The 21083-nt window shown below is 70.8% G+C and carries 20 protein-coding genes; 14 read left to right on the forward strand and 6 right to left on the reverse strand.

Annotated elements, in window-relative coordinates:
* Position 1: 1 nt before the first annotated feature.
* The 6 genes from BLQ91_RS06090 (at position 2) to shbA (ending at position 4260) form a co-directional block, all read left to right on the forward strand.
* Positions 2 to 721: a class I SAM-dependent methyltransferase gene (locus BLQ91_RS06090; protein ID WP_090095601.1), complete on the forward strand. Its 720-nt coding sequence runs from the start codon at positions 2 to 4 to the stop codon at positions 719 to 721.
* A gap of 99 nt (positions 722 to 820) precedes the next feature.
* On the forward strand, positions 821 to 1390 hold the full coding sequence (locus BLQ91_RS06095) for a sigma-70 family RNA polymerase sigma factor (RefSeq protein ID WP_090095602.1): 570 nt from the start codon (positions 821 to 823) through the stop codon (positions 1388 to 1390).
* Positions 1387 to 2103, forward strand: a complete 717-nt coding sequence (locus tag BLQ91_RS06100; protein WP_218130157.1) for a class I SAM-dependent methyltransferase — start codon at positions 1387 to 1389, stop codon at positions 2101 to 2103. Before BLQ91_RS06095 ends, BLQ91_RS06100 begins: the two co-directional genes overlap by 4 nt.
* A gap of 85 nt (positions 2104 to 2188) precedes the next feature.
* A complete protein-coding gene (locus tag BLQ91_RS06105; protein ID WP_090095603.1) occupies positions 2189 to 2755 on the forward strand; it encodes a sigma-70 family RNA polymerase sigma factor in 567 nt (188 codons plus the stop codon).
* A gap of 102 nt (positions 2756 to 2857) precedes the next feature.
* A complete protein-coding gene (locus BLQ91_RS06110; protein ID WP_090095604.1) occupies positions 2858 to 3535 on the forward strand; it encodes an RNA polymerase sigma factor in 678 nt (225 codons plus the stop codon).
* A gap of 233 nt (positions 3536 to 3768) precedes the next feature.
* Positions 3769 to 4260 carry an RNA polymerase sigma factor ShbA gene (gene shbA, locus BLQ91_RS06115; RefSeq protein WP_245733232.1) on the forward strand — a complete coding sequence of 164 codons (492 nt, stop codon included), beginning with the start codon at positions 3769 to 3771 and terminating at the stop codon, positions 4258 to 4260.
* Here the strand turns inward: shbA and BLQ91_RS06120 are convergent.
* Positions 4241 to 5551, reverse strand: coding sequence for a type I glutamate--ammonia ligase (locus BLQ91_RS06120; protein WP_090095605.1), 1311 nt, complete (start codon positions 5549 to 5551; stop codon positions 4241 to 4243). The two genes, shbA and BLQ91_RS06120, sit on opposite strands and share 20 nt — an antisense overlap.
* A gap of 12 nt (positions 5552 to 5563) precedes the next feature.
* On the opposite strand from BLQ91_RS06120, the gene BLQ91_RS06125 reads away from it, so the two are divergent.
* From BLQ91_RS06125 to BLQ91_RS06135, 3 genes are all read left to right on the forward strand, one after another.
* Positions 5564 to 6661: an amidohydrolase family protein gene (locus tag BLQ91_RS06125; RefSeq protein ID WP_090095606.1), complete on the forward strand. Its 1098-nt coding sequence runs from the start codon at positions 5564 to 5566 to the stop codon at positions 6659 to 6661.
* 35 nt (positions 6662 to 6696) lie between these two features.
* A complete protein-coding gene (gene dinB, locus BLQ91_RS06130) occupies positions 6697 to 7971 on the forward strand; it encodes a DNA polymerase IV (protein WP_090096029.1) in 1275 nt (424 codons plus the stop codon).
* Between the two features lie 85 nt (positions 7972 to 8056).
* Positions 8057 to 8707 carry a hypothetical protein gene (locus tag BLQ91_RS06135; RefSeq protein WP_090095607.1) on the forward strand — a complete coding sequence of 217 codons (651 nt, stop codon included), beginning with the start codon at positions 8057 to 8059 and terminating at the stop codon, positions 8705 to 8707.
* Positions 8708 to 8974: 267 nt separating this feature from the next.
* Here BLQ91_RS06135 and BLQ91_RS06140 read toward each other — a convergent pair whose 3' ends face one another.
* Together BLQ91_RS06140 and BLQ91_RS06145 are read right to left on the reverse strand one after the other, a co-directional pair.
* Positions 8975 to 10513: an alkaline phosphatase D family protein gene (locus BLQ91_RS06140; RefSeq protein ID WP_245733155.1), complete on the reverse strand. Its 1539-nt coding sequence runs from the start codon at positions 10511 to 10513 to the stop codon at positions 8975 to 8977.
* Positions 10513 to 11019, reverse strand: coding sequence for a phosphoesterase (locus tag BLQ91_RS06145; protein WP_090095609.1), 507 nt, complete (start codon positions 11017 to 11019; stop codon positions 10513 to 10515). Before BLQ91_RS06145 ends, BLQ91_RS06140 begins: the two co-directional genes overlap by 1 nt.
* A 281-nt stretch (positions 11020 to 11300) precedes the next feature.
* Here BLQ91_RS06145 and BLQ91_RS06150 point away from each other — a divergent pair, with 281 nt between their 5' ends.
* Entirely contained in the window at positions 11301 to 11696 is a 396-nt protein-coding gene (locus tag BLQ91_RS06150; RefSeq protein ID WP_090073948.1) for a DUF3040 domain-containing protein, read from the forward strand.
* Between the two features lie 80 nt (positions 11697 to 11776).
* On the opposite strand, the gene BLQ91_RS06155 is transcribed toward BLQ91_RS06150, so the two are convergent.
* From BLQ91_RS06155 to BLQ91_RS06165, 3 genes are read right to left on the reverse strand one after another with little or no spacing between them, the layout of a single operon-like run.
* Positions 11777 to 14251 carry a transglutaminase TgpA family protein gene (locus BLQ91_RS06155; RefSeq protein WP_090095610.1) on the reverse strand — a complete coding sequence of 825 codons (2475 nt, stop codon included), beginning with the start codon at positions 14249 to 14251 and terminating at the stop codon, positions 11777 to 11779.
* A 1-nt stretch (position 14252) separates the two neighbouring features.
* Positions 14253 to 15518: a DUF58 domain-containing protein gene (locus tag BLQ91_RS06160; protein ID WP_090095611.1), complete on the reverse strand. Its 1266-nt coding sequence runs from the start codon at positions 15516 to 15518 to the stop codon at positions 14253 to 14255.
* Positions 15519 to 15520: 2 nt separating this feature from the next.
* The gene (locus BLQ91_RS06165) at positions 15521 to 16573 is read right to left on the reverse strand and encodes an AAA family ATPase (RefSeq protein ID WP_425412428.1); all 1053 of its coding nucleotides are present in this window, start codon (positions 16571 to 16573) and stop codon (positions 15521 to 15523) included.
* A 406-nt stretch (positions 16574 to 16979) separates the two neighbouring features.
* Between BLQ91_RS06165 and mraZ the strand changes: the two genes are divergently transcribed.
* The 4 genes from mraZ (at position 16980) to BLQ91_RS06185 (ending at position 21044) form a co-directional block, all read left to right on the forward strand.
* Complete coding sequence (mraZ, locus tag BLQ91_RS06170) at positions 16980 to 17411, forward strand: division/cell wall cluster transcriptional repressor MraZ (RefSeq protein WP_030471832.1); 432 nt, start codon at positions 16980 to 16982, stop codon at positions 17409 to 17411.
* A 167-nt stretch (positions 17412 to 17578) separates the two neighbouring features.
* Positions 17579 to 18532, forward strand: a complete 954-nt coding sequence (gene rsmH, locus BLQ91_RS06175) for a 16S rRNA (cytosine(1402)-N(4))-methyltransferase RsmH (RefSeq protein ID WP_090095612.1) — start codon at positions 17579 to 17581, stop codon at positions 18530 to 18532.
* On the forward strand, positions 18529 to 19134 hold the full coding sequence (ftsL, locus tag BLQ91_RS42465; RefSeq protein WP_090095613.1) for a cell division protein FtsL: 606 nt from the start codon (positions 18529 to 18531) through the stop codon (positions 19132 to 19134). The genes rsmH and ftsL overlap by 4 nt, the downstream gene beginning before the upstream one ends.
* Positions 19134 to 21044: a peptidoglycan D,D-transpeptidase FtsI family protein gene (locus BLQ91_RS06185; RefSeq protein ID WP_090095614.1), complete on the forward strand. Its 1911-nt coding sequence runs from the start codon at positions 19134 to 19136 to the stop codon at positions 21042 to 21044. Before ftsL ends, BLQ91_RS06185 begins: the two co-directional genes overlap by 1 nt.
* The last annotated feature ends 39 nt before the right edge of the window (positions 21045 to 21083 follow it).

Below are 21083 nucleotides of genomic sequence, written 5' to 3' on the forward strand. Positions count from 1 at the left end.
CATGCGACCGGACGCCGTACACAGGGTGCTCGACGCCGAACTGGCCGCCGCGCGGGAGCGCAGGGGTGGAGAACCGCCCCGCGTGCTCGACGTCGGAGGCGGCAGCGGTGTCTGGGCCGTGCCCCTCGCCGCGGCGGGCTGCGCGGTCACGGTCGTGGAGCCCTCCCCGAACGCGCTGGCCACGCTGCACACGCGTGCGCGCGAGGCGGGCGTGACGATCAACGCGGTCCAGGGCGACACCGACTCGCTCGGTGTTTCCGCTGGTGAGGCCGATCTGGTGCTCGCGCACGGGCTGCTGGAGGTCGTGGACGACGCCCCGGCGGCGCTGTCCTCGCTGGCTGCCGCCGTCGCCCCCGGCGGGGCGGTGTCCGTGCTGGTCGCGAACCGGTTCGCGGCGATCCTGCACCGCGCGATCGCCGGTCGCATCGTCGACGCGCGCAGGTTGCTGGACGACGACGCCGGCCAGCTCGCGGGCACGCGCGACCCGTTGCAGCGCCGGTTCGACGTCCCAGGTCTCGAGAAACTCGTCCTCGAGGCGGGGCTGTCCGTCGAGCTCCTGCAGGGACATGGCATTGTCTCAGACCTCGTACCAGGTGTGGTGCTGGACACCAATCCGGGTGCTGCCGACGCCCTCGCCGAGCTGGAACTGGCCGCCGCCACGCGGTCCCCGCTCCGGGACGTCGCCGCCCGGCTGCACGTCCTCGCCCGCCGAACCGCCTGACAGCGTTTGCATTCGGGACAGTTATGTCCCCCTGAGTGGTCCCAAACGACGCGGCGGCGAAAGATGATGACTCCGCTGCCGACGTAGGGAACCGACGCGATGGAAAGTTCCGACCTGCTGGCCTCCTTGGTCAACGAGGCCGTTGCGGGTGATCGGCCCGCCGTGGAACGGCTGCTGGCCTCCGTGCGTCCGCTCGTCGCCCGGTACTGCCGTGCGCGCGTTGGACGCAATGAAAGGGCGTACGCGTCGGCTGACGACGTGGCGCAGGAGGTGTGCCTGGCGGTGCTGACGGCACTGCCCACCTACCGCGAGCAGGGAAGACCTTTCCTGGCGTTCGTCTACGGCATCGCCGCGCACAAGGTCGCGGACGCCCATCGCGTCTCGGCGCGCAACCGGTCCGAACCCGTCGCCGAGGTGCCGGACGGGCCGTCGCTCGCCGTCGACCCGGAGGAGAACGCGCTGCTCGGCTCGCTCTCGGTCCGGCTCGGCCAGTTGCTGAGGAGCCTGCCGGACAAGCAGCGCGAGATCCTGCTGCTGCGGGTCGTGGTCGGCCTGACGGCGGAGGAGACCGCCGAGGCGACCGGCTCGACGCCGGGAGCCGTGCGGGTGGCCCAGCACCGCGCGCTGGCGAAACTGCGGACCTCCGCGGGGGTCGAGGAGCTGATTTGACCGGTGCCTTCTACGACGACCTGTCCGGGGCCTACGACCTCATGTTCCCGGACTGGGACGCGTCGATGGCCCGGCAGGCGTCGCAACTCGCGGAGTTCATCCCGGCGGGCGCGCGCGTTCTCGACTGTGCGTGCGGTATCGGCACGCAGGCGATCGGTTTGGCTTTGCGCGGCTATCAGGTCGTGGGCACTGATCTGAGCCCCAGGGCGGCCTCTCGGGCCGTTGTAGAGGCCTCTGCGCGTGGCGTCGCGTTGCCCACGTTCGCCGCGGACATGCGGGCGTTGCCGTTCGCCGATGACTCGTTCGACGTCGTGCTCGCCGCGGACAACGCCCTGCCGCACCTGCTGACCGCGGACGACGTGCTGGCGGCGTTGCGGGAGATGCGGCGCGTGCTGCGGCCCGGCGGCAGGCTCGTCCTCTCGACGCGCGACTACGACGCGATCCGGCGGGAACGGCCGTTGTCGACACCGCCGTCGGTCGGACCGGGCCGGGTCGTGTGGTTCCAGCTCTGGCACTGGGACGGCGACCGGTACGAGCTGGAGATGTTCCAACTGCACGAAACGGAGTCATGGCGAGTCGTGGTGGGCAAGGCACGATATTGGGCGATCACCCGTCACGAAATCACCGACTTGGCGGAACGAGCCGGTTTCGATTGCGTGGAGTGGTTGCTCCGTGCCTATTACCAACCGCTGCTCGTTGCTGCAAACGGGTGACGTTTGGAACTTATCCCTACTTTCCGCATAAGGAGTGACGCGTCGCACGTCTCCTCTCCGGGACGTCGACGAGGGGACGCTTCGGATGGAGAGTTCGGCTTCAACCGCAGAGCTGGTCAGCATGGCCGTGCAGGGTGACCGCAAGGCCACTGATCTGCTGCTTCGCCACATTCGACCGCTGGTGGTGAAGTACTGTCGCGCGCGTGTGGGGCGCTCCGCGACAACTGCGGACGACGTCGCGCAGGAGGTGTGCCTGGCCGTGCTGACGGCTCTCCCGAACTACCGGGAGCAGGGCAGGCCGTTCCTGGCATTCGTCTACGGCATCGCGGCGCACAAGGTCGCCGACGCGCACCGGGCGCTGGCTCGTAACCGTGCGGAGCCGGTCGCGGACGTGCCCGATCAGGTCGTGCGCGGCTTCGGGCCGGAGGAGTTCGTCCTCCAGGACGAGCTGAACGGCACCCTCGGACGGCTCTTGCACGTCCTCCCCGCCAAGCAGCGCGAGATCCTCGTGCTGCGCGTCGTGGTGGGTTTGTCGGCCGAGGAGACCGCGGAGGCGGTGGGGTCGACTCCCGGCGCCGTTCGCGTCGCACAGCACCGCGCGCTCGGTCGTCTGCGCAAGGAAATCGCGGCACTGAGTGTCCCGATCGGGTGACATTCGTTTGCATTTGCGACCAGTCGTGCGGAGTACGTGGGGTGGACGTACCCAAACGACATACCCAGAGGTAGGAAGACACCGACATAAGGACCAGGGGGCATGGGAAGTTCGGACTCCGCGCTTGCCGCCGAGCGGCTGCGCATGGACGGGGTGCTGGTGCAGCACTTCCGCGAGTCGGGGCTGACCGGGCCGCGCTGGGACCAGTTCCACCGTCAGCTTCTCGGGCTCGGTCTCGGGATCGTTGCGAAGCTCGTGCGGTCGGGTGCGATGTTCTCCCGGTGCGGTCAGCAGGGCCGGTACCTGCACCGCCAGGAGATCCCGCCGCAGGAGGCGGAAGAACTGGCGAGCGACGCGGTGTACGAGGGGTTCGTCTACTTCCGGGACCGGGGGGTTCTCGGCAGGGAGTGGACGGTCGAGCAGGGCCTGCCGTTGCGGGAGTACTTCGTCAACGCCTGCGTGCTCGCGTTCCCGAACGTCTACCGCCGCTGGCAGACGCGGGTGAACGGCTGGCAGGACGTGCGGCTGGTCGACACCCTCGCCTCGCTCGAGAACGTCGTCACCGAGGGGAACCCCGAGGACGCCGTCGTCGAGCAGCACGCGGTGAACGCCGTGTTCGCCGCGCTGAGCGAGGACAGCAGGCGGTTGCTCTTCCTCCATGACCAGGGCTATTCGCATGCGGAGATCGCCGAGCTGCTCAGGCTCACCCCGCGCGCGGTCGAAGGACGGATCCGGCGGGCACGTCTCGCGGTGCGCCGGCGTCCAGAAGAGGAACGGTGATCTGCGTGGAGTTCACGCCCGGCCTGCACCGGAAGGTCCCCGCGGAGGTCGTCCAGCGCTCCTCCGTCGGCGGCCCGGTGTCCGCCTCCCCGAGCACGGTCGACGCGCTGGTCGAGCGCACGGGGGGCGGTGACCGGGAGCCGGTCGACCCGCCCGCGCCCTCGTACTACTCAGGCCGTCCGGACACCGCTGACGACCACGTTGCGCGCGCTGTCGCCGGTGACAAAGTCGCCATCGAACGGCTGTTGGGCACCATCCGGCCGTTGATCGTCCGGTACTGCCGTGCGCGCGTCGGCTCGTTCGCGTCGGCGGACGACGTCGCTCAAGACGTGTGCCTGGCCGTGCTGACCTCGCTGCCGTCCTACCGCGACCAGGGAAGGCCGTTCCTGGCGTTCGTCTACGGCATCGCGGCGCACAAGGTGGCGGACTCGTTCCGCAGCTTCTCGCGCAACCGCGCCGAGGCGGTGCCGGAGCTGCCCGAGTCGATGGACACCGCGGCGGGCCCCGAGCAGCGGGCGATGCAGGGAGAGCTTTCCGATCAGATGGCGGTGCTTCTGCGCGTACTGCCCGAGAAGCAGCGCGAGATCGTTGTGCTGCGTGTGGTGGTGGGTCTGTCGGCGGAGGAGACGGCCGAGGCGGTCGGTTCGACGCCCGGTGCCGTGCGCGTGGCTCAGCACCGGGCCCTGAACCGGCTGCGCAAGGAGATCAGTGACACCAGCGGGTGACGTTGGCGATCCCCTGCGGGCTCGCGTCCTTGTACCGCTCCATCTCGCCGCGCCGCACGTCCGCGATCGTGCCGGCCAGCTCCTGGCCGAACGCCTCGGTGAGCACGGCGTCCTTCTCGAACTCGTCGACGGCTTCCCTGAGCGACGTGGGCAGGCGCGGAACGTTCTCGAGCAGCGCGGGGTCGACGTTCAGACCTTCGGGCAGCGGGGCCCCGGTGGCGATGCCGTCCAGCCCGGCCGCGATCACACCCGCGACGACCAGGTACGGGTTCGCGGTCAGGTCGAAGCACTTGATCTCCAGGTTGTCCTGGACCAGGCGTAGCGCCGTCTCGCGGTTCTCCTCGCCCCACGCCGCGAACGGTGCCGACCACGTGTGCGGCACGAGCCTGAGGTAGCTCGCGAGAGAGGGACAGCCGATCGCGCACAACGCGCGGATGTGGTTGAGCACGCCCGCGCTGAACTGCCTGGCCTCGTCCTGGAAGCCGTCGAAGAGGTTCGTGCCGCCGCGCCAGAGGCTCAGGTGCAGGTGACCGCCGTTGCCGACGCCGCCGTTGACGACCTTGGGGGAGAACGAGGGGCGCAGGCCGTGCCGGACCGTGACGGCGCGGACGGTCTCCTTGACCAGGACCGCGGTGTCGGCGGCGTTCACCGGGTCCTCCGGCGCGGTGGAGACCTCGAACTGGCCGGCGGCGTACTCCGGGTGGAACTGGAGGACCTCGACGTCCTGCTGGTCCAGCGCCCGCAGGAGGTCGACGCAGTAGTCGGACAGCTCGACCTGGCGGGCGTGGCCGTAGGCCGAGCCGCTGGTCGCGGGCACCCAGTCGTCGGTGCCGGCTTTGCCGACGCACCACTCGACCTCGAAGCCCGCCCGGGCGGTGAAGCCCTTCGCCGCGAGGTTCTCGACGGCCCTGCGGGCCTGCAGCCGCTGGTCCATCGGGTAGGGAACGCCGTTCTGGAAATGGCGGTCGGCGGGCGCCCAGGCCCAGCCCGGCTGGCCCGCGAGCACCGTGAGGCGGTCGAGGTCCGGGTGCAGCCGCAGGTCGCCGACCGGGCCGCCCGCGAACCGGCCCTGGATGATCCAGTCGTCGAACAGGAAGACGTCGAACACCGGTGACGCGCCCACGCCGTGCGCCGCCGCGTGGGCGAGCTTGCGCAGCGGCACGGACTTCGCGCGCGTGATGCCGCTGTTGTCGACCCAGGTGAGCGCCACGACGCTCACGTCCCTCGCGTTGAGCCCGTCGAAGAGTTCCGTCGCCCGGTCGAACCGCTGGTCCCGCTCCGCTGAGTCCACGATCCTAAGGCTATGGGCACCTTGCCGTTCGTCGCCGAACTCGGGCTGGTCGACCACCACTGCCACGGCGTGCTGCGGACCGACAGCACTCGTGAGGAGTTCGAGTCGTTGCTGTTGGAGGCCGATGCGGTGGCCCCGCTCGGCGGGTCGTTCTTCGACTCGGCGGTCGGGTTCGCGGTGCGGCGGTGGTGTGCGCCGTTGCTGGACCTGCCGCGGCACGCGTCGGCGGAGGAGTACCTCGAACGGCGGAACTCGCTGCACATCGCCGAGGTGTCGCGGACGTTCCTGATGGCGTCCGGGATCCACACCTTCCTCGTCGACGGCGGGTTCCAGGCCGACCGGCTGTTGTCGGCCGCCGAGCTGGCGTCGCTGGGAGGGGGAGTCGCGCACGAGGTCGTGCGGCTGGAGGCGCTGGCCGAGTCGTTGCGGCCTTCCGCCTCCGCTGCCGAGTTCGTGCCCGCTGTCCGGGCGCGACTGGCCTCGTCGTCCGCGGTGGGTGCCAAATCCGTTGCGGCGTACCGGATCGGGCTCGGGCTGCCGGGTGAGCGGCCCGCCGACGCGGACGTGGTGCGGGCGGTGGCGGCGTGGTCGTCGGGGCGGCTGGCGGACCCGGTGGTGATCACCTGGCTGGCTTGGGAGGCCTTGTCCGCGGGGCTGCCGTTGCAGTTCCACGTGGGGTACGGCGATTCGGACCTCGATCTGCACTTGTGCGATCCGTCGTTGCTGACACCGTTCCTGCGTGCGACCGCATCGCTCGGTGTGCCTGTGTTGTTGTTGCACAACTACCCGTTCCACCGCCAGGCCGGATACCTCGCGCAGGTGTTCCCGCACGTGTTCTGCGATCTCGGGCTGGCGACGCACGGGTTGGGGCACCAGGCGTCACGGGTGTTCGCGGAGGCGTTGGAGATCGTGCCGTACGGCAAGTTCCTGTTTTCGACCGATGCGTTCGCCCTGCCCGAGCTGTACTACCTCGGCGCGTTGATGTTCCGGCGCGCGTTGTCGGACTTCCTGTCCGATGGGCTGCGTCGCGATGCGTTCGTGGAAGAGGACGCACACCGGATCGCGCGACTGATCGCCTCGGAGAACGCGGCGCGTGTGTACAAACTGTAGGATTCGCCTCGAACTGGCGTTCGAGAGGGGTGTTCATGGGTCGCAGTGCGAACCTGCCACGCGGCCTGCGTGACCGGTTCCGTGCGCGTGACGGTGTGTGGCCTGACGACACGGGCTGCCGGATGCTGCACGTCGACATGGACGCCTTCTACGCGTCGGTGGAGATCCGTGAACGCCCTGAGCTCGAGTCCGTGCCTGTCGTCGTAGGTGGCGTGGGCGGGCGTGGTGTCGTGTGCTCGGCCAACTACATCGCGCGTGAGCTGGGCGTGCGTTCCGCGATGCCCACGGCGCATGCTCGCCGGTTGGCGCCTCACGCCGTGTACCTGCCACCGCAGTTCGACCTCTACCAGGAGGTCTCGCGCGGGGTCATGGCGATCTTCCGCGACATCACGCCACTGGTCGAGCCGCTGTCGTTGGACGAGGCCTTCCTCGACGTCGGTGGCGCCCTTCGCCGGCTCGGCCTGACGCCGGGCGGTGTGGGCGAACTGATCAGGTCTCGCGTGTTCGCTGATCACGGTGTGTCGTGTTCGGTCGGTGTGGCGTCGACGAAGTTCCTCGCGAAGCTCGCCTCGGGGATGTGCAAGCCCGACGGCATGATGGTCGTGCCGACCGCGTCCGCCCTGGAGTTCCTGCACTCGCTGCCGGTGTCCGCGCTGTGGGGCGTCGGGGCGAAAACCGCTGCGCGCCTCGGGGAACTGGGCCTGGAGTCGGTCGCCCAGGTCGCGGCCACGCCGTTGCCGCGACTGCGCCGCATGATCGGCGTCGCACTGGCGGAACACCTGCACGCCCTGGCCTCCGGCGTCGACGACCGCGCGGTGGAGCCGGTGACGCGGGAGAAGTCGATCGGCGCCGAGGAGACGTTCGAGGTCGACCACCTGGACCGCGCCGTGCTGCGCCGCGAGTTGCTGCGCCTGTCGGAGCGTTCGGCGGGTTCGTTGCGCGCCAAGGGTTTGCGCGGCCGGACGGTGTCGATCAAAGTCCGCTTCTCCGACTTCTCGACGATCACCCGCTCCCGCACGCTGCCGGTCGCGACGGACGTGACGCAGGAGATCTACCGCGTCGCCACCGAGCTGCTCGACACCCAGGTCCCGCCGGGAGCGGTCCGCCTGATCGGCGTCCGGGTAGAAGGTCTTGACAACGCCGACTCCGCCCAGCAGTTGGTCTTCGACGCCCCCGAGAACGGCTGGCGCGAAGCCGACCAAGCCGCTGACCAGGCCCGTTCCCGCTTCGGCTCGCTGGCGGTCCGCCCGGCCTCCCTGCTGCGCAAGAGTCCGGAAAGGACGGCCGACTTCGAACCGAAGCCCGAGTGATCGCGACCTGTCCACAACCCGGAAGTTGTCCACAGCTTCCCGCCCACCCCACCACCCCCACCTCGCCCGGCCCCAAGCTGGACCCATGCGCCACCCCATCGACCTGGAAGCCCTGGGCACCCTCTTCGTCCACCGCGTGGCCCCCGTGGCCGCACTGCTCCACATCGGACTGTCCGCGTCCCTGATCGACCAGCGCTGCCGTCCCGGCGGCCCCTGGCAACGCCTGTTCCCGAGCATCTTCCTGCTGTCGAGGGCGGGCCCCTCCCGCGAACAACTGGTCCAGGCAGCCCTCCTCTACGCGGGCGAAGGCGCCATGCTGACCGCCTTCGACGCCCTCTACCTGCACGGCATGAGGGCCGTCCTGCCTTCGGCGGACGCGATCCACGTCCTGGCCCCACGCCACTCCAGAGCATGCGGCCACGCAGCCCTGCGCCTGGAACGAACGGACCGGCTCCCCAGACCGGCCCTGCGCCGAGGCTTCCACGTGGCACCCCTCGAACGAGCCGCGGTGGACGCCATCCGCCGCACCCGCTCCATCCCGGACACCAAGGCGATCCTCGACGAGGTGGCGCACTTCGTGGGCATCCAGGCCTTGCGAGCCGAACTGGCCCTCGCCCCGCGCAAGGGCACCACCCTGGCCCGCACACTGCTGGGCGACTCCCCGGCCCGCCAACTGGAACTGGCGGTGATGGACCGCCGCCTCCCGGCCCCACGCACCCCGCTCCCCATCGGCTGACAGCCGCGCCCGCCACCCGGCACCGGTGCACCTGGGTGGCCAGCCCGCTCACCAGCCACGCGACCTGCTTAACGGATCGTTCGATCTCCGGACCGCTCGATCCCCACACCATCGATCAGCTCAGGCTTGGTCAGCGAGTCCGACACTTTCCGCGGCCGCAGCCGCAGCCACACCGACAGCCGTGAACCCAACCGCAGCGGCGAACCCAGGCGCGGGCAGGCCGCCCGAGCCCGCCTGCCCAGGCCTGCCCGCGCCCGCCCACCTACCTCAAGGACGCCGGTACTGAGCCGGAGACCCAGCAGTCGCCGGGTCCTCGAAGCTCCCCGCCTTCCCCCGATCCACGTGAAAGGTCGTCAACGTCGTGACCGGCGAAGCAGCGTCCCGCCGATCCCCGATCACCCTCATGTGCGTGGTGAACCGCCGCGGCGTCACCTCGTACACGTCGTAGCCGTACCTGTTGCCCTCGAAGTACTTCAGGTGCGGGTTGGCCGCGCCCATCACCGGTCCGTTCGCCGCGTTCCACTCCGGCGAGTAGGCGCTGGAGGTGATCGAGTGCGCGGTGAACTCCGTGCCGATCACCGGTGACGAGAGGTCGTCGAAGTCCGGGCGGATGTCGTCCACGAACGCCGAGTGCCAGTCGCCGGTCAGGACGACCAGGTCCTCCAAGCCCGTGGTGGCGACGTGGCCGAGCACCTCGCGGCGTTCGGACAGGTAGCCGTCCCACTGGTCGGTGAAGTAGTAGCCGCCGCCGGGGCGGGCGAGTTGGGAGAGCATGATCGAGTTGATCCACACCTGCCAGGCTTCTCGGGCGCCGGAGATGCCGTCGAGCAGCCACTTCTTCTGTTCGGCGCCGAGGATCGTGCCGTTGGCGAGGTTCTGCGCCGAGCGGTGCTGGCGCAGGTCCAGCACGGTCAGGTCGAGCAGGGAGCCCCACTCGCGGCGGCGGTGGATCCGCGGTTCCAGTGCGCTGCCCGAGCGGATGGGGAGGTGTTCGTACCAGGCCTGGTAGGCGGCGGCTCGGCGCTTCACGAACGGTGCGGCGCCCTCGGTGCCGCTGTAGTCGTTGACGACCTCGTGGTCGTCCCAGGTCAGGTAGAACGGGTGGGCGGCGTGGGCGTCGCGCAACGACGGGTCGCCCTTGTAGAGGGCGTGGCGGCGGCGGTAGTCCGCCAGGGACAGCGCGGCGGGGCCCTCGTGGTCGCGCACGTGCGCGCCGCCGACCTGGCCGTGTTCGTAGATGTAGTCGCCGAGGTGCACGACGAAGTCGAGGTTCTCCTGGGCGATGCCGCGGTGGGCCGCGTAGAAGCCGTCGTGGAACGCCTGGCAGTTCGCCGTCGCGAAGCGCACCTTCGAGACCGGGCCGACGGGTGCCGTGCGGGTGCGGCCGACGCGCGAACGCTTGCCGAGCGCCGAGAACTGGTAGTAGTAGGTGCGACCGGCACGGAGCCCGTGGACCGGCACGTGCACGCTGTGCCCCAACAGGTTCGACGCGGCGATGGTGCCCGAAGCGACGCGTGAGCGCATCGTCCGGTCCAGGGCCACGGTCCATTCGACCTCGACGATCTCGGGCAGCGGCTGCTCGAACGCCAGCGGTTCCGGCGCGAGCCGCGTCCACAGGACCACGCTGTCGGGCAACGGGTCCCCGGAGCCGACGCCCAGGGTGAACGGCGCGGCGTCCCACGAGGCGCCGAGGTCCAGTGCGGCGGCGTGCGCCTGTGCGGGCGACAAACCGGCGGAAAGCGGCCACACGGTGCCAAGAGCGCCGGCGGCGGCCGCGGCTCGGAGGAGATCACGTCGGTTCAGCATCAGCGGGCCTCCACCGTGAACGAGATGTTGTCCGCGTAGCCGTCGTTCGACGTGCCGCCACCGGATCGGGTCATCTGCAGCGTCACCACGGCGGTGCGGCTGCCCGGCGGCACGGTGCCGCTCGCGGTGCGCTCGAAGAGGCCGGTGCGGCCCGAGCGCTCCTCGGCGGTCACCGGGCCGAGCACCACCAGGCCGCGCGGTGTGCCGCCCGCGTCGAGGAACTCGACCGACAGACGGGCGCCGTCCTGTTGCGAGGCGTAGCCGCCGAGCCAGGCGGAGACCGCGAAACGAGACGCGCGCCGCGGCAGCGTCACGCTCTGTCGCAAGGTGCTCAGAGGCGTGTCGCCGCCGCCGAAGAACGCCGCGCCGCGCTCCGCCGGCCCGGGGTCGCCGGGACCCGGATAGCCCTGGCCGGTGTCGTACCGCAGCACGACCGGGGCACCCGCGATCGTGAGCCAGCCGGTCAGGCCCTGCTCGGCGGCGCCGTTGACGATGAGTTGGGTCATGCGGCTGATCCGAGCAAGCGGGGCTGTCCCCGGCGGATCACGCCGCCGAACGGCACGTGAACGGCAGGCCACAAGGCTCCGGAGGTGCCTCACGAGGGCCTCACCACTGCCCCAGGAGGATGATGGTGACAGAACAGACCGCATGAGACGGCCGACTGGGTAGTCGCCGGGGCGCGCGACTCGTATCCTGGAAGGTGACGTCCCCAGGGTGGGTCGTCCGCCGGGTTCGGCGGAAACCGCGAACACCCGGCGCCCGCGACCGCTGTGCCGGAGGAGGAATGATGCCACTCTCCGAGCACGAGCAGCGACTGCTCGACCAGATCGAGCGCGCGCTCTACGCCGAGGACCCGAAGTTCGCATCAACCGTACGGGGCGCCAAGTTGCGGCGGCCGTCCAAGCGACGCCGCGTGCAGGGCATCGTGTTGTTCGTGGTCGGCGTGGCCGCGCTCATCACCGGAGTGATGCTGCCGCAGCTCTCGATCGCCAGCATTCCCGTGGTGAGCGTCTTCGGCTTCCTGCTCATGTTCTTCGGTGCGCTCATCACCCTGACGACGTTGCGTCGCGGTGACCAGGTCGCCGAGGGAGCGCAGGAGGACGGCAAGCCAGCGCGCAGCCGCAGCTCGTTCTCCGAACGGATGGAAGAGCGCTTCCGCCGTCGCTTCGACGAAGAGCAGTAGCCGACCGACGAAGCTGAAGTGCGATGGGCCCGCCCCCGGCAGGGGAGCGGGCCCATCGCTTTGTCCTCCCCGACTCGCCGTCAGACCCCGACGGGCTCGCGCTCGGGCGTCTCCGCCACCGGCGCCGTGGCGGGCTTGAGCACCGACTTCGGGAACAGCCTCGCTCGCAACGACAGCGGGGCGTTCTTCTTCAGCGACTGCCGCACCGCGGCCAGCGCACCGGGCAGGCCCGGGTCCGCGACCGGGTTCGCGCTGTACCAGGACCGTTCGATCGACCCGATCACGGACCGCAGGCCGTCCTTGCCCGCCTCGTCCAGGTTGTGCTCGCGCGCCAACCGGCGGGCGGCCGTCCTGATCGTCTCGGCCGCCGGCACCGGCGCGCCGCGGTCGATCGACTCGGCAATGAGCTCGCTCCACGCGGCCGTGGCCGCCCCCGGACCGAGCGCCGCCACGGCGTGCAGGTGGTTGCGCCGCCGCACGCCGCGCACCAGCAGCGGTGTCAGCACGACACCCGCCAGCACCAGCACCGCCGCGAGCCACCACGAGAGCAACGCCGCCGCGAGCCCCACGCCTATCAGCCACAACCCGGCGACCGCCGGTATGAGCAGCTTGCGCGCCCACGACACGCCCAGCAGACCGGCGCCGATCACGCCGAGCAGCGCCAGCACCAGGAACGCCGACAGCAGCGCCGCCAGCAGCAGCACCACGCCGAGCGTCCACAGGTGCCACGGCGGCGGCCCTTCGGCCTGCGCCTGCGGCAGCCCCTGGTCGCCGTCCTCGCCGTCGGGCGAGGCGGACGCCTGGGCCGAGCCGGACGTGGACGGCGCCACCGACTCGGTCGTCGTCTCGGCGGTCGGCACCTCCTCGCCGCCCGGCGCGGTCTCGCGCAGGTACGGCGGCACGACGCCGCGGCCGTCGGAGATCGGGGTCGGGTCGAAGGTCATCCAGCCGTGGTTCGGGAAGAAGATCTCGACCCACGCGTGGGCGTCGTCCGTGCTGATCACCCGGTAGGCGTTGTCCGCGGCGGCGACACCGGCGGTGAAGCCGATCGCCACGCGCGAGGGCAGGCCGACCACGCGCGCCATCACGGCCATCGCGGAGGCGAACTGCTCGCAGTAGCCGACCTTGCTCCTGAGCACGAAGTCGGTCAGCGCGTCCCTGTTGACGTCGCCCTGCGTCTTGAGCTCGTACTTGAAGTCGGTGGTGGGGCTGTTGAAGAACTCGGTCAGCTTGGCGGCCTTGTCGAAGTCGTTGGTGGCGCCCTCCACGACCCTGTTCGCGAGGTCGACCACCTCCTGCTCGACGCCGTCGAACTTGTAGTACTCGGACTCGACCGCGTTCTTCTGCGAGGGCGCCAGCCGCAACGCCTGCTTGGTGGGCGTCGACAGGACCGCGTCGATCTCGTAGGACGCCGGTTCGCGCTCCCGCTCGGTGTAGATGACGCCCTTCTTGGCGTCGAAGCGGTAGTCGTCGTCCGGGGTGTCGATGCGGCGCACGGCGCCGTAGGTCGGCAGCCAGAAGCTCCGCCAGTCGCGCGGCTCGATGTTGATCCGCGTCGTCTTGCCCTCGCCGCGGTCACCCGCCTGCGGGGGGAGCTCACCGCGCGCCGGCTGACCGCCGGGCGGGGTGCCGCGCTCCCAGCCCTTGTTCGGCACGTACTGCGCCAGCGTCGAGGCCCGCATGTACGTCTGCTCCGGCAGGCCGCGCACGTAGAACACCTCGGCGGGCCTGCCGCGGTTGAGCATGCCGCGCAACGACGTCATCTCGCTCAGCCCGATGCCGCCCTTGCCGCCGCCACCGGAACCGCCACCGGGGAGCCTGCCGACCGTGCCGACGACCGTGAAGCCGGCACCGACGACCAGCGCGATCACCATCGCGATGCTCGCCACCGTCGTCGCCGACCCGCCGGACCCGCTCGCCGACCCGGACCCGAGCCGGCCGCGCCAGGCCTCGTGCCGGTGCTGGCCGTCGACCGCGAGCAGCATCGCGAACGCGGCCGCTCCCAGCACGAACGTCCAGAACGGCAGCATCTCGTCGGCCAGCGACGCGGGCACCGCGAACACGCACAGCAGCACCAGCCCGGACGCCGCCGGAGCGCCCGCCGCCACGGCGAGGGTGTCGACCAGCACCGCGACCAGGCCGATCGCGAGCACCACGAGCGCCTGGATCGCGGGCGACGCGTGCACCGGGGGCACCCCGGTCTGCACCTGCGCCACCGACTCCGCGAGCACGTCGCCCAGGTCGCCCAGCGCCTCGGGACCGGGGATGAACAGGAAGATGCCCGACCGCGTGTGCAACGCCGTGAGCAGGCACAACAGCACGAAGACCTGGGCGATCGCCACCAGGGGCGGCGTCAGCCGGGTCGCGCGCAGGAACGCTCCGGTCACGGTGATCGCGACGATCACCACGCCGATGCGCACGAGCCACAGGTCGCCCTCGATGACCCCGGACAGCGCGGTCGACGCGCACAGCACGGCCAGAGCGGCGATCCACGGCGTCGCCGAGGTGAACCACTCGGGCTCGGTGCCCCTCGCTGGAGCGGAACGGTTCCCCATCTCAGCCCACCTCCGAGCGCACCGACGGACCCCGGTTGCCGGCCGAGGCGCACAACTCCTGCCACACCTGCTGCATCGACGCGGACGGTTTCGCGATCGTCACGCCCCAGCCCGCGCCGGCCAGCATCCGCCGCACGTCCTCGGGGTCGGGTGCCGAGGCGTCCGCGCCCCCGGACCACGCGTTGACGTCGAGCAGCACGGCCAGGCTGCGCATGCCGCGCGGCCGGTACCGGATGAGCTCCTCGACCGAGGCGGGGGACACGCCGCCCAGCACCGCGATGACCTCCTGGCCCGCGCCGGGGTCGATCCCGCCGCTCAGCTCACGGCGGTGCGAGCCCTGCAGCGCGGCGAGCGAGTCCAGCACCACGTGGTCGCTGTGCCCGCCGTCGGCCGACCCGCCCGCGAGCACCCGCCCGTCCTCGGCGACCAGGCGGACCTGGTGGCCGAAGTGGTGCAGGTGCAGGCAGATCGACGCCACGAACGAGATCGCCCATTCGAGCGAGGCCGTCGGTCCGCTGCCACGGTGCGCGTGCACCCGGTGGTCGAGCAGCACCGTCGTGCCGCCGCGCCACGGGCGTTCCTCGACGCGCACCATCAGCTCGTCGCGCCGGGCCGTCGACCGCCAGTGGACCTTCCGCAGGTCGTCGCCCTGGCGGTAGGGCCGCACCACCGCGTCGTCCTCGCCCTGACCGGCGCGCAGCCGCACCGAGCCGTCGTCGCCCGCGCCCATGCCGGACCCGCCGGGCAGCCCGGCCAGCCGGACGACGCGGGGCACCACGACCAGGCGCGACCGGCCCGCGAGCTCGCGGTCGAACTCGGCGAGGCCGAACGGGTCGGTGATCCGCGCCATCAGCGGGCCGACCTGCTGGATGCCGCGCATCACCGGCTTGAGCGGGTAGCGCAACGCCGTGGGCGTGTTGCGGGGCAGCCGCTCCACCAGGAACCGCGGCCGCGCGCCCAGGGCGTACGGCACCGTGTCCTCGAGCATCAGCCCGCCCGTGGGCAGCCGGCCGGTGCTGCGCAGGTCGAGCTTCACCTCGGAGGCGGCGCCGACCGGCACCCGGCTCGGAGCGAGGTACCGGGCGGCGTGCAACCCCACCCTGGCCCTCGTCGCGAGCCACGCGGCCAGCAGCGGCAGCGCGATGACGAAGGCCGCCACCCGCAGCAGGTCGCGCTCGTTCAGCACGGCGGCGCACACTCCGGCGGCGAACCCCGCGGCCAGCAAGCATCTTCCGCGCGTGGTCAGACCGGAGAGTGCGGTGCGCATCGTCAGCGTGGCGTCCCTGCGTTGTTGTTGTTCAAGCTGCGGACGAACGCCGCGCTCGGGTCGAGTGCCGCCGTCGGTACCGGGACCCGCTGCAGCAGCGCCCTGATCAGCTCGGCGGGGGACCGGCGGGCTGCCTGAGCCTCGGCGGTCAGCACCAGGCGGTGGGCGAGCACCGGGATCGACACCGCGTGGATGTCGTCCGGCACCACGAAGTCGCGACCGGCGAGCGCCGCGTGCGCGCGGGCGGCGCGGACGAGGTGCAGCGTGGACCGCGGGGACGCGCCCAGCCGCAGCTCCGGCAGCCGGCGCGTGGCCGACACCAGGTCGACGGCGTACCGGCGGACCTCGGGGGACAGGTGCACCCGGCGCACGGCCTCGATCAGCCGCAGGATCTGCGCAGCGTCCGAGACGGGCCGCAGGTCGTCGAGCGGGTTGTGGCCCGCGTGCTCGTCGACCATCGCGAGCTCGGCCTGCGGGTCCGGGTAGCCGATCGACACGCGCGCGGTGAACCTGTCGCGCTGCGCCTCCGGCAGGGCGTAGGTGCCCTCCATCTCCACGGGGTTCTGCGTCGCGATCACCATGAACGGAGACCCCAGCGGGTACGTGTTGGCGTCGACCGTGACCTGGTGCTCCTCCATGCACTCCAGCAGCGCGGACTGCGTCTTGGGGGAGGCGCGGTTGATCTCGTCGCCGACCACGATGTTTGCGAAGATCGGTCCCGGCCGGAACTCGAAGTCGTTCTCCTGCCGGTTGTAGATGGACGAGCCGGTGATGTCGCTCGGCAACAGGTCCGGCGTGAACTGCACGCGGCTCACGGTGCAGTCGATCGAACGGGCAAGCGCTTTCGCCAGCGAGGTCTTGCCGACTCCCGGCACGTCCTCGACCAGCAGGTGCCCTTCGGCGAGCAGCGTCACGAGGGCGAGACGGACGACGTCGGGTTTGCCGACGAGCACCCGTTCGACGTTGGCGGCGATCCGCTGGACGGCGCCGTGCAGCTCCCCCAGAACCTGATCTACCGGCGCGTGGCTGTTCGCACTTGGGCTTCCCGGCGTCACTAAACCTCCAGCAGCCGTGTCCGGAACACGGACGTGTGAGCGTTTCACGCAGTGTGTCAAACCACGGCTAAGTGCCCCACACCTGCGGGCTGCATCGGGTTCGCTCCACCAGTTTCCACCTTCCCCCACCAACCCGCCCGAATCTCATGTTTCGACGGAAATTTGTACGCCGTTCGAGTGCTTTACGGGGCCTGAACCCTCACCCGCGAAGGTGGTGCCGCACGAGTTCCCCCACCGTCCCCCCACGTCACCCCACGCCGTCTACCAGCGGAAACAGGTTGCGACATGGTGTGTAAACACCTGTTTCATCGTTGACTGTGGTGAAAAGTGGGGTACTGTGGCGGCCGGTGGGGCAGACGGGGGCTCCACTGCCGGTCTCGTCGTCCGGCAAGGGAGGTGGCTGCCGATGTTCCTCGGCACTCACTACCCGCGCCTGGACGACAAAGGTCGGCTGACACTGCCTGCGAAGTTCCGGGACGAGCTGGCGGGAGGTCTCATGGTCACCAAGGGCCAGGACCACTGCCTGTACGTGTTCCCCCGGGCTGAGTTCGAGCAGATGGCGAGGAAGGTCGCCGAGGCGCCGTTCACCAACGACGCCGTACGCGCCTACCAGCGGTATCTGTTCGCAGGTACGGACGAGCAGCGTCCGGACGGTCAGGGCCGCGTCTTGATCGCACCGGAACTGCGCCGGTATGCCGGGCTGACCAAGGAGTGCGTGGTCGTCGGCGCGTTCACCAGGTTGGAGATCTGGGACGCGGCGGCCTGGCAGACCTATCTCGAAGAGCACGAGGACGGCTACGCCACGGCTCGCGAGGAGGTCATACCGGGCGTCTTCTGATGGCGGTCAGCCGAGCAACAGGCCGGATGTTCCACACGCGATTCGGGTGCCGTGAGGCCTCGGTCCGCTCGACTATCGGCCCTGGCGCACCTTCCCCGGCGCCAGGTTCGACGAGCGGGCGGGGACCTGACGTCACCCGATCGCGCATTAAGGGGAGTAGAGGGACGATGGATCAGCCGCGGCACGTTCCGGTGCTGCTGGACCGCGTCCTGGAACTCTTCGCTCCGGCGTTGCAGGGCAAGCCCGCCGTCGTCGTCGACACGACGCTCGGAATGGGCGGCCACTCCGACGCGCTGCTCGGCGCCCACCCGGAGCTCACGCTCATCGGGCTCGACCGCGACCCGCAGGCCATCGAGATGGCGGGCAAGCGGCTCGCGCACCACGGCGACCGGGTCCACCTCGTCAACGTCACGTACGACCACATCGACGAGGCCGTCGCGGACCTCGGGTACTCGCGCGTCGACGGCGTGCTGATGGACCTCGGCGTGTCCTCGTTGCAGCTCGACGAGGAGGAGCGCGGGTTCGCGTACTCGAAGGACGCCCCGCTCGACATGCGGATGTCCAAGGGCACCGGCATGACGGCGGCGGACGTGCTGAACACGTACTCCCACGGCGACCTCGCCCGCATCCTCTCCACCTACGGCGAGGAGCGGTTCGCGGGCAAGATCGCCTCGGCCGTGCTCAGGGAACGCGAGAAGGAACCGTTCACGAACTCCGGGCGGCTCGTCGAGCTGCTCTACGCCGTCGTGCCCGCGGCTTCGCGGCGCACGGGCGGGCACCCGGCGAAACGCACGTTCCAGGCGCTGCGCATCGAGGTCAACGGGGAGCTGGAGTCGCTGCGGCTGGCCCTGCCCGCAGCGCTCGGCGTGCTGGGGGTGGGCGGGCGGATCGTCGTCGAGTCCTACCAGTCCCTCGAGGACCGGATGGTGAAGCAGGCCTTCGCCGAGCTCGCGAAGTCGAAGTCCCCGCTCGGTCTGCCGGTCGAGCTGCCGGGCCACGGGCCCGAGATCAAATTGCTCACGAAGGGCGCGGAGCTCGCGTCGGAGCAGGAAGTCGAGGACAACCCGCGCGCGGCGCCGGTGCGCCTGCGCGCGGCGGAGCGGATCGGAGAACCGAGATGACGGCACCCGCACGCGTCGGCGGGCCGTCGCCCCGCGACCCCTCCGGGAACAAGCGCAAGGACAAGGACAAGGCGCGGCGCCGGACCGCCGGTGCCGAACGCGCCTACGCGCGGCGGGCCCAGCGCGCCCAGAACCTGCGCGGCGGTTCGGCCGCCCCGCAGAGGGCCGTGTCCAAGGCGCCGTTCGTCGTGCTCGTGATGCTCGTGCTGGGCGCGGGCGTCGCCGGGATCATGTACTTCTCCACCCAGGCCGCCGCGGACACGTACCGCCTGCAGGAGGCGCGCGCCGAGGCCGAGAAGCTGACGCTGCAGATGGAGCAGCTGCGCCGCGAGGTGGCGCTGCTCGAGTCGCCGACCGACCTCGCGCGCCGGGCCACCGAGATGGGCCTCGTCGAGCCGCCGAGCCCGGCGCGGCTGCGGCAGAACGCGGACGGGTCGATCGAGGAGTTCGGCAAGCCGAGCGCGCCGACCAAGCCGACGCCGACGCCGCCGCCGTCCCCCGAGACGCCTCCGCCGCCGTCCGGTGAGCAGCCGCCCGCGGGTGAGCAGCCGCCGGCAGGCCAGACGCCGCCCGCCGGCCAGACGCCTCCGGCGGGTGGATGATGCCGGCTCCGCAGTCGAAGGGACCGCGCCGTCCGCTGTCGGTGCGCGGCGCTCGCCCGGCCACGCGCCTGGGCGGCAACAGCAGGGTGCGCATCGCCGTCGGCCGCATCCTGCTGATCGGCGCGTTGCTGATCGCGGGCGTGAAGCTCGTGCAGGTGCAGGGCATCCAGGCCGACGAACTGTCGCAGCAGGCGCAGAAGCAGCGCACGACGCGGCAGGACATCCCCGCCGAGCGCGGCTCCATCCTGGACCGCAACGGCAACCAGCTCGCGTTCTCGATCGAGGTGCGCGCGCTCTACATCCTCCCGCAGCGCGCCCGCAAGACGTGGGACGACGCCCGCGCCGCCAAGCCCGCGGACCACCCGTTGTCCTACGACGACCACGCGCGCGAGATGGCGGGGTTCATCTCGTCGACGCTGGGCCCGGAGGTCAACGGCGAGAAGACCGACGAGGAGACGATCTACCAGCAGCTGGTGCAGGACATCAGCTACGAGGTCCTGGTGAGCGAGGCCGAGCCGGCCAAGGCCGCGAAGATCGTCGAGAAGTACCCGGCGGAGATCGGCTCGGAGTACCGCTCCAAGCGCATCTACCCCAATGGTGAGCTGGCCTCGAACGTGATCGGCGCCGCCAACTGGCGCCAGGACGAGAAGCCGCCGACCACGCAGGGCATCCTCGGCCTGGAGAGCGCGCAGGACAACCTGCTCGCCGGCCGCATGGGCCGCCGCATCGTCGACACGATGTCGGGCGACGACACCGTCGTCATCCCGAACACCGAACGCGAGCTCGTGAAGCCGCAGCCGGGCAAGAGCCTCGAGCTGACGATCGACATCGACACCCAGTACGCCGTGCAGCGCATGGTCACCGACTACGCGAAGAAGTCGGGTGCCAAGAACGCGTCGGCGGTCGTGCTGGACAGCCGCACCGGCGAGATCGTCGCCATGGCCAACGACAAGACCTACGACCCGGCCGACTTCGGCAAGTCCTCGGAGGACCAGCGCCGCAACGGCGCGGTCGCGTCGAACTTCGAACCCGGCTCGGTGAACAAGATCGTGACGGCCGCCGCCGCCGTCGAGCTCGGCCTGTTCAAGCCGGACGACGTGCTGCAGGTGCCGGGTTCGATCAGGGTCGCCGACCGCGTGATCCGCGACGCGTGGACGCACGGCACCGTGCCGATGTCGTTCACCGGCGTCTTCGCGAGGTCGTCGAACGTCGGCACCCTGCAGGCCGCGCAGCAGGTCGGTCAGGAGCGCTACGCCGAGATGCTGCAGAAGTTCGGCCTCGGCAGCCGCACCCAGTCCGGCGTGCCCGCGGAGGAGTCCGGGGTCGTGCCGCCGCTGAACCAGTGGTCCGGCTCGACCTTCGGCAACCTGCCGATCGGCCAGGGCCTCTCGATGACGTTGCTGCAGATGACCGGCATGTACCAGGCCATCGCCAACGACGGCCTGCGCATCCCGCCGCGCCTGATCCGCGCCGAGATCGGCGAGGAGGGCGCGCGGTCGGAGAAGCCGCGCCCCGAGGGCGTGCGCGTGGTGTCGCCGGAGACCGCGAAGACCGTCCGGGACATGTTCCGCTCGGTGACGCAGTCCGATCCGCGCGACGCGAACCAGAACGGCACCGGCAAGGCGGCGGCGCTGCCCGGCTACCAGATCGCGGGCAAGACCGGCACGGCGCAGCAGATCGACCCGGTCTGCAAGTGCTACTCCCAGTCGCAGTACTGGATCACGTTCGCCGGCATCCTCCCCGCCGACAACCCGCGCTACGTCGTCGGCATCATGCTCGACGCGCCGAACGGTACCCAGTTCAGCTCGTCGGCCGCGCCGTTGTTCCACGACATCGCGGCCTACCTGACGCAGCGGTTCCAGGTGCCGATGTCGGCGGAGCAGACGCCGTTCGTGCAGTTGCAGATGTAGGTGACTGGCGGAGCACGGGGTTCTGCGCGCCTTTCACCG

The sequence above is a fragment of the Lentzea jiangxiensis genome, assembly GCF_900104175.1.
GTDB classification, from domain to species: Bacteria; Actinomycetota; Actinomycetes; order Mycobacteriales; family Pseudonocardiaceae; genus Lentzea; species Lentzea jiangxiensis.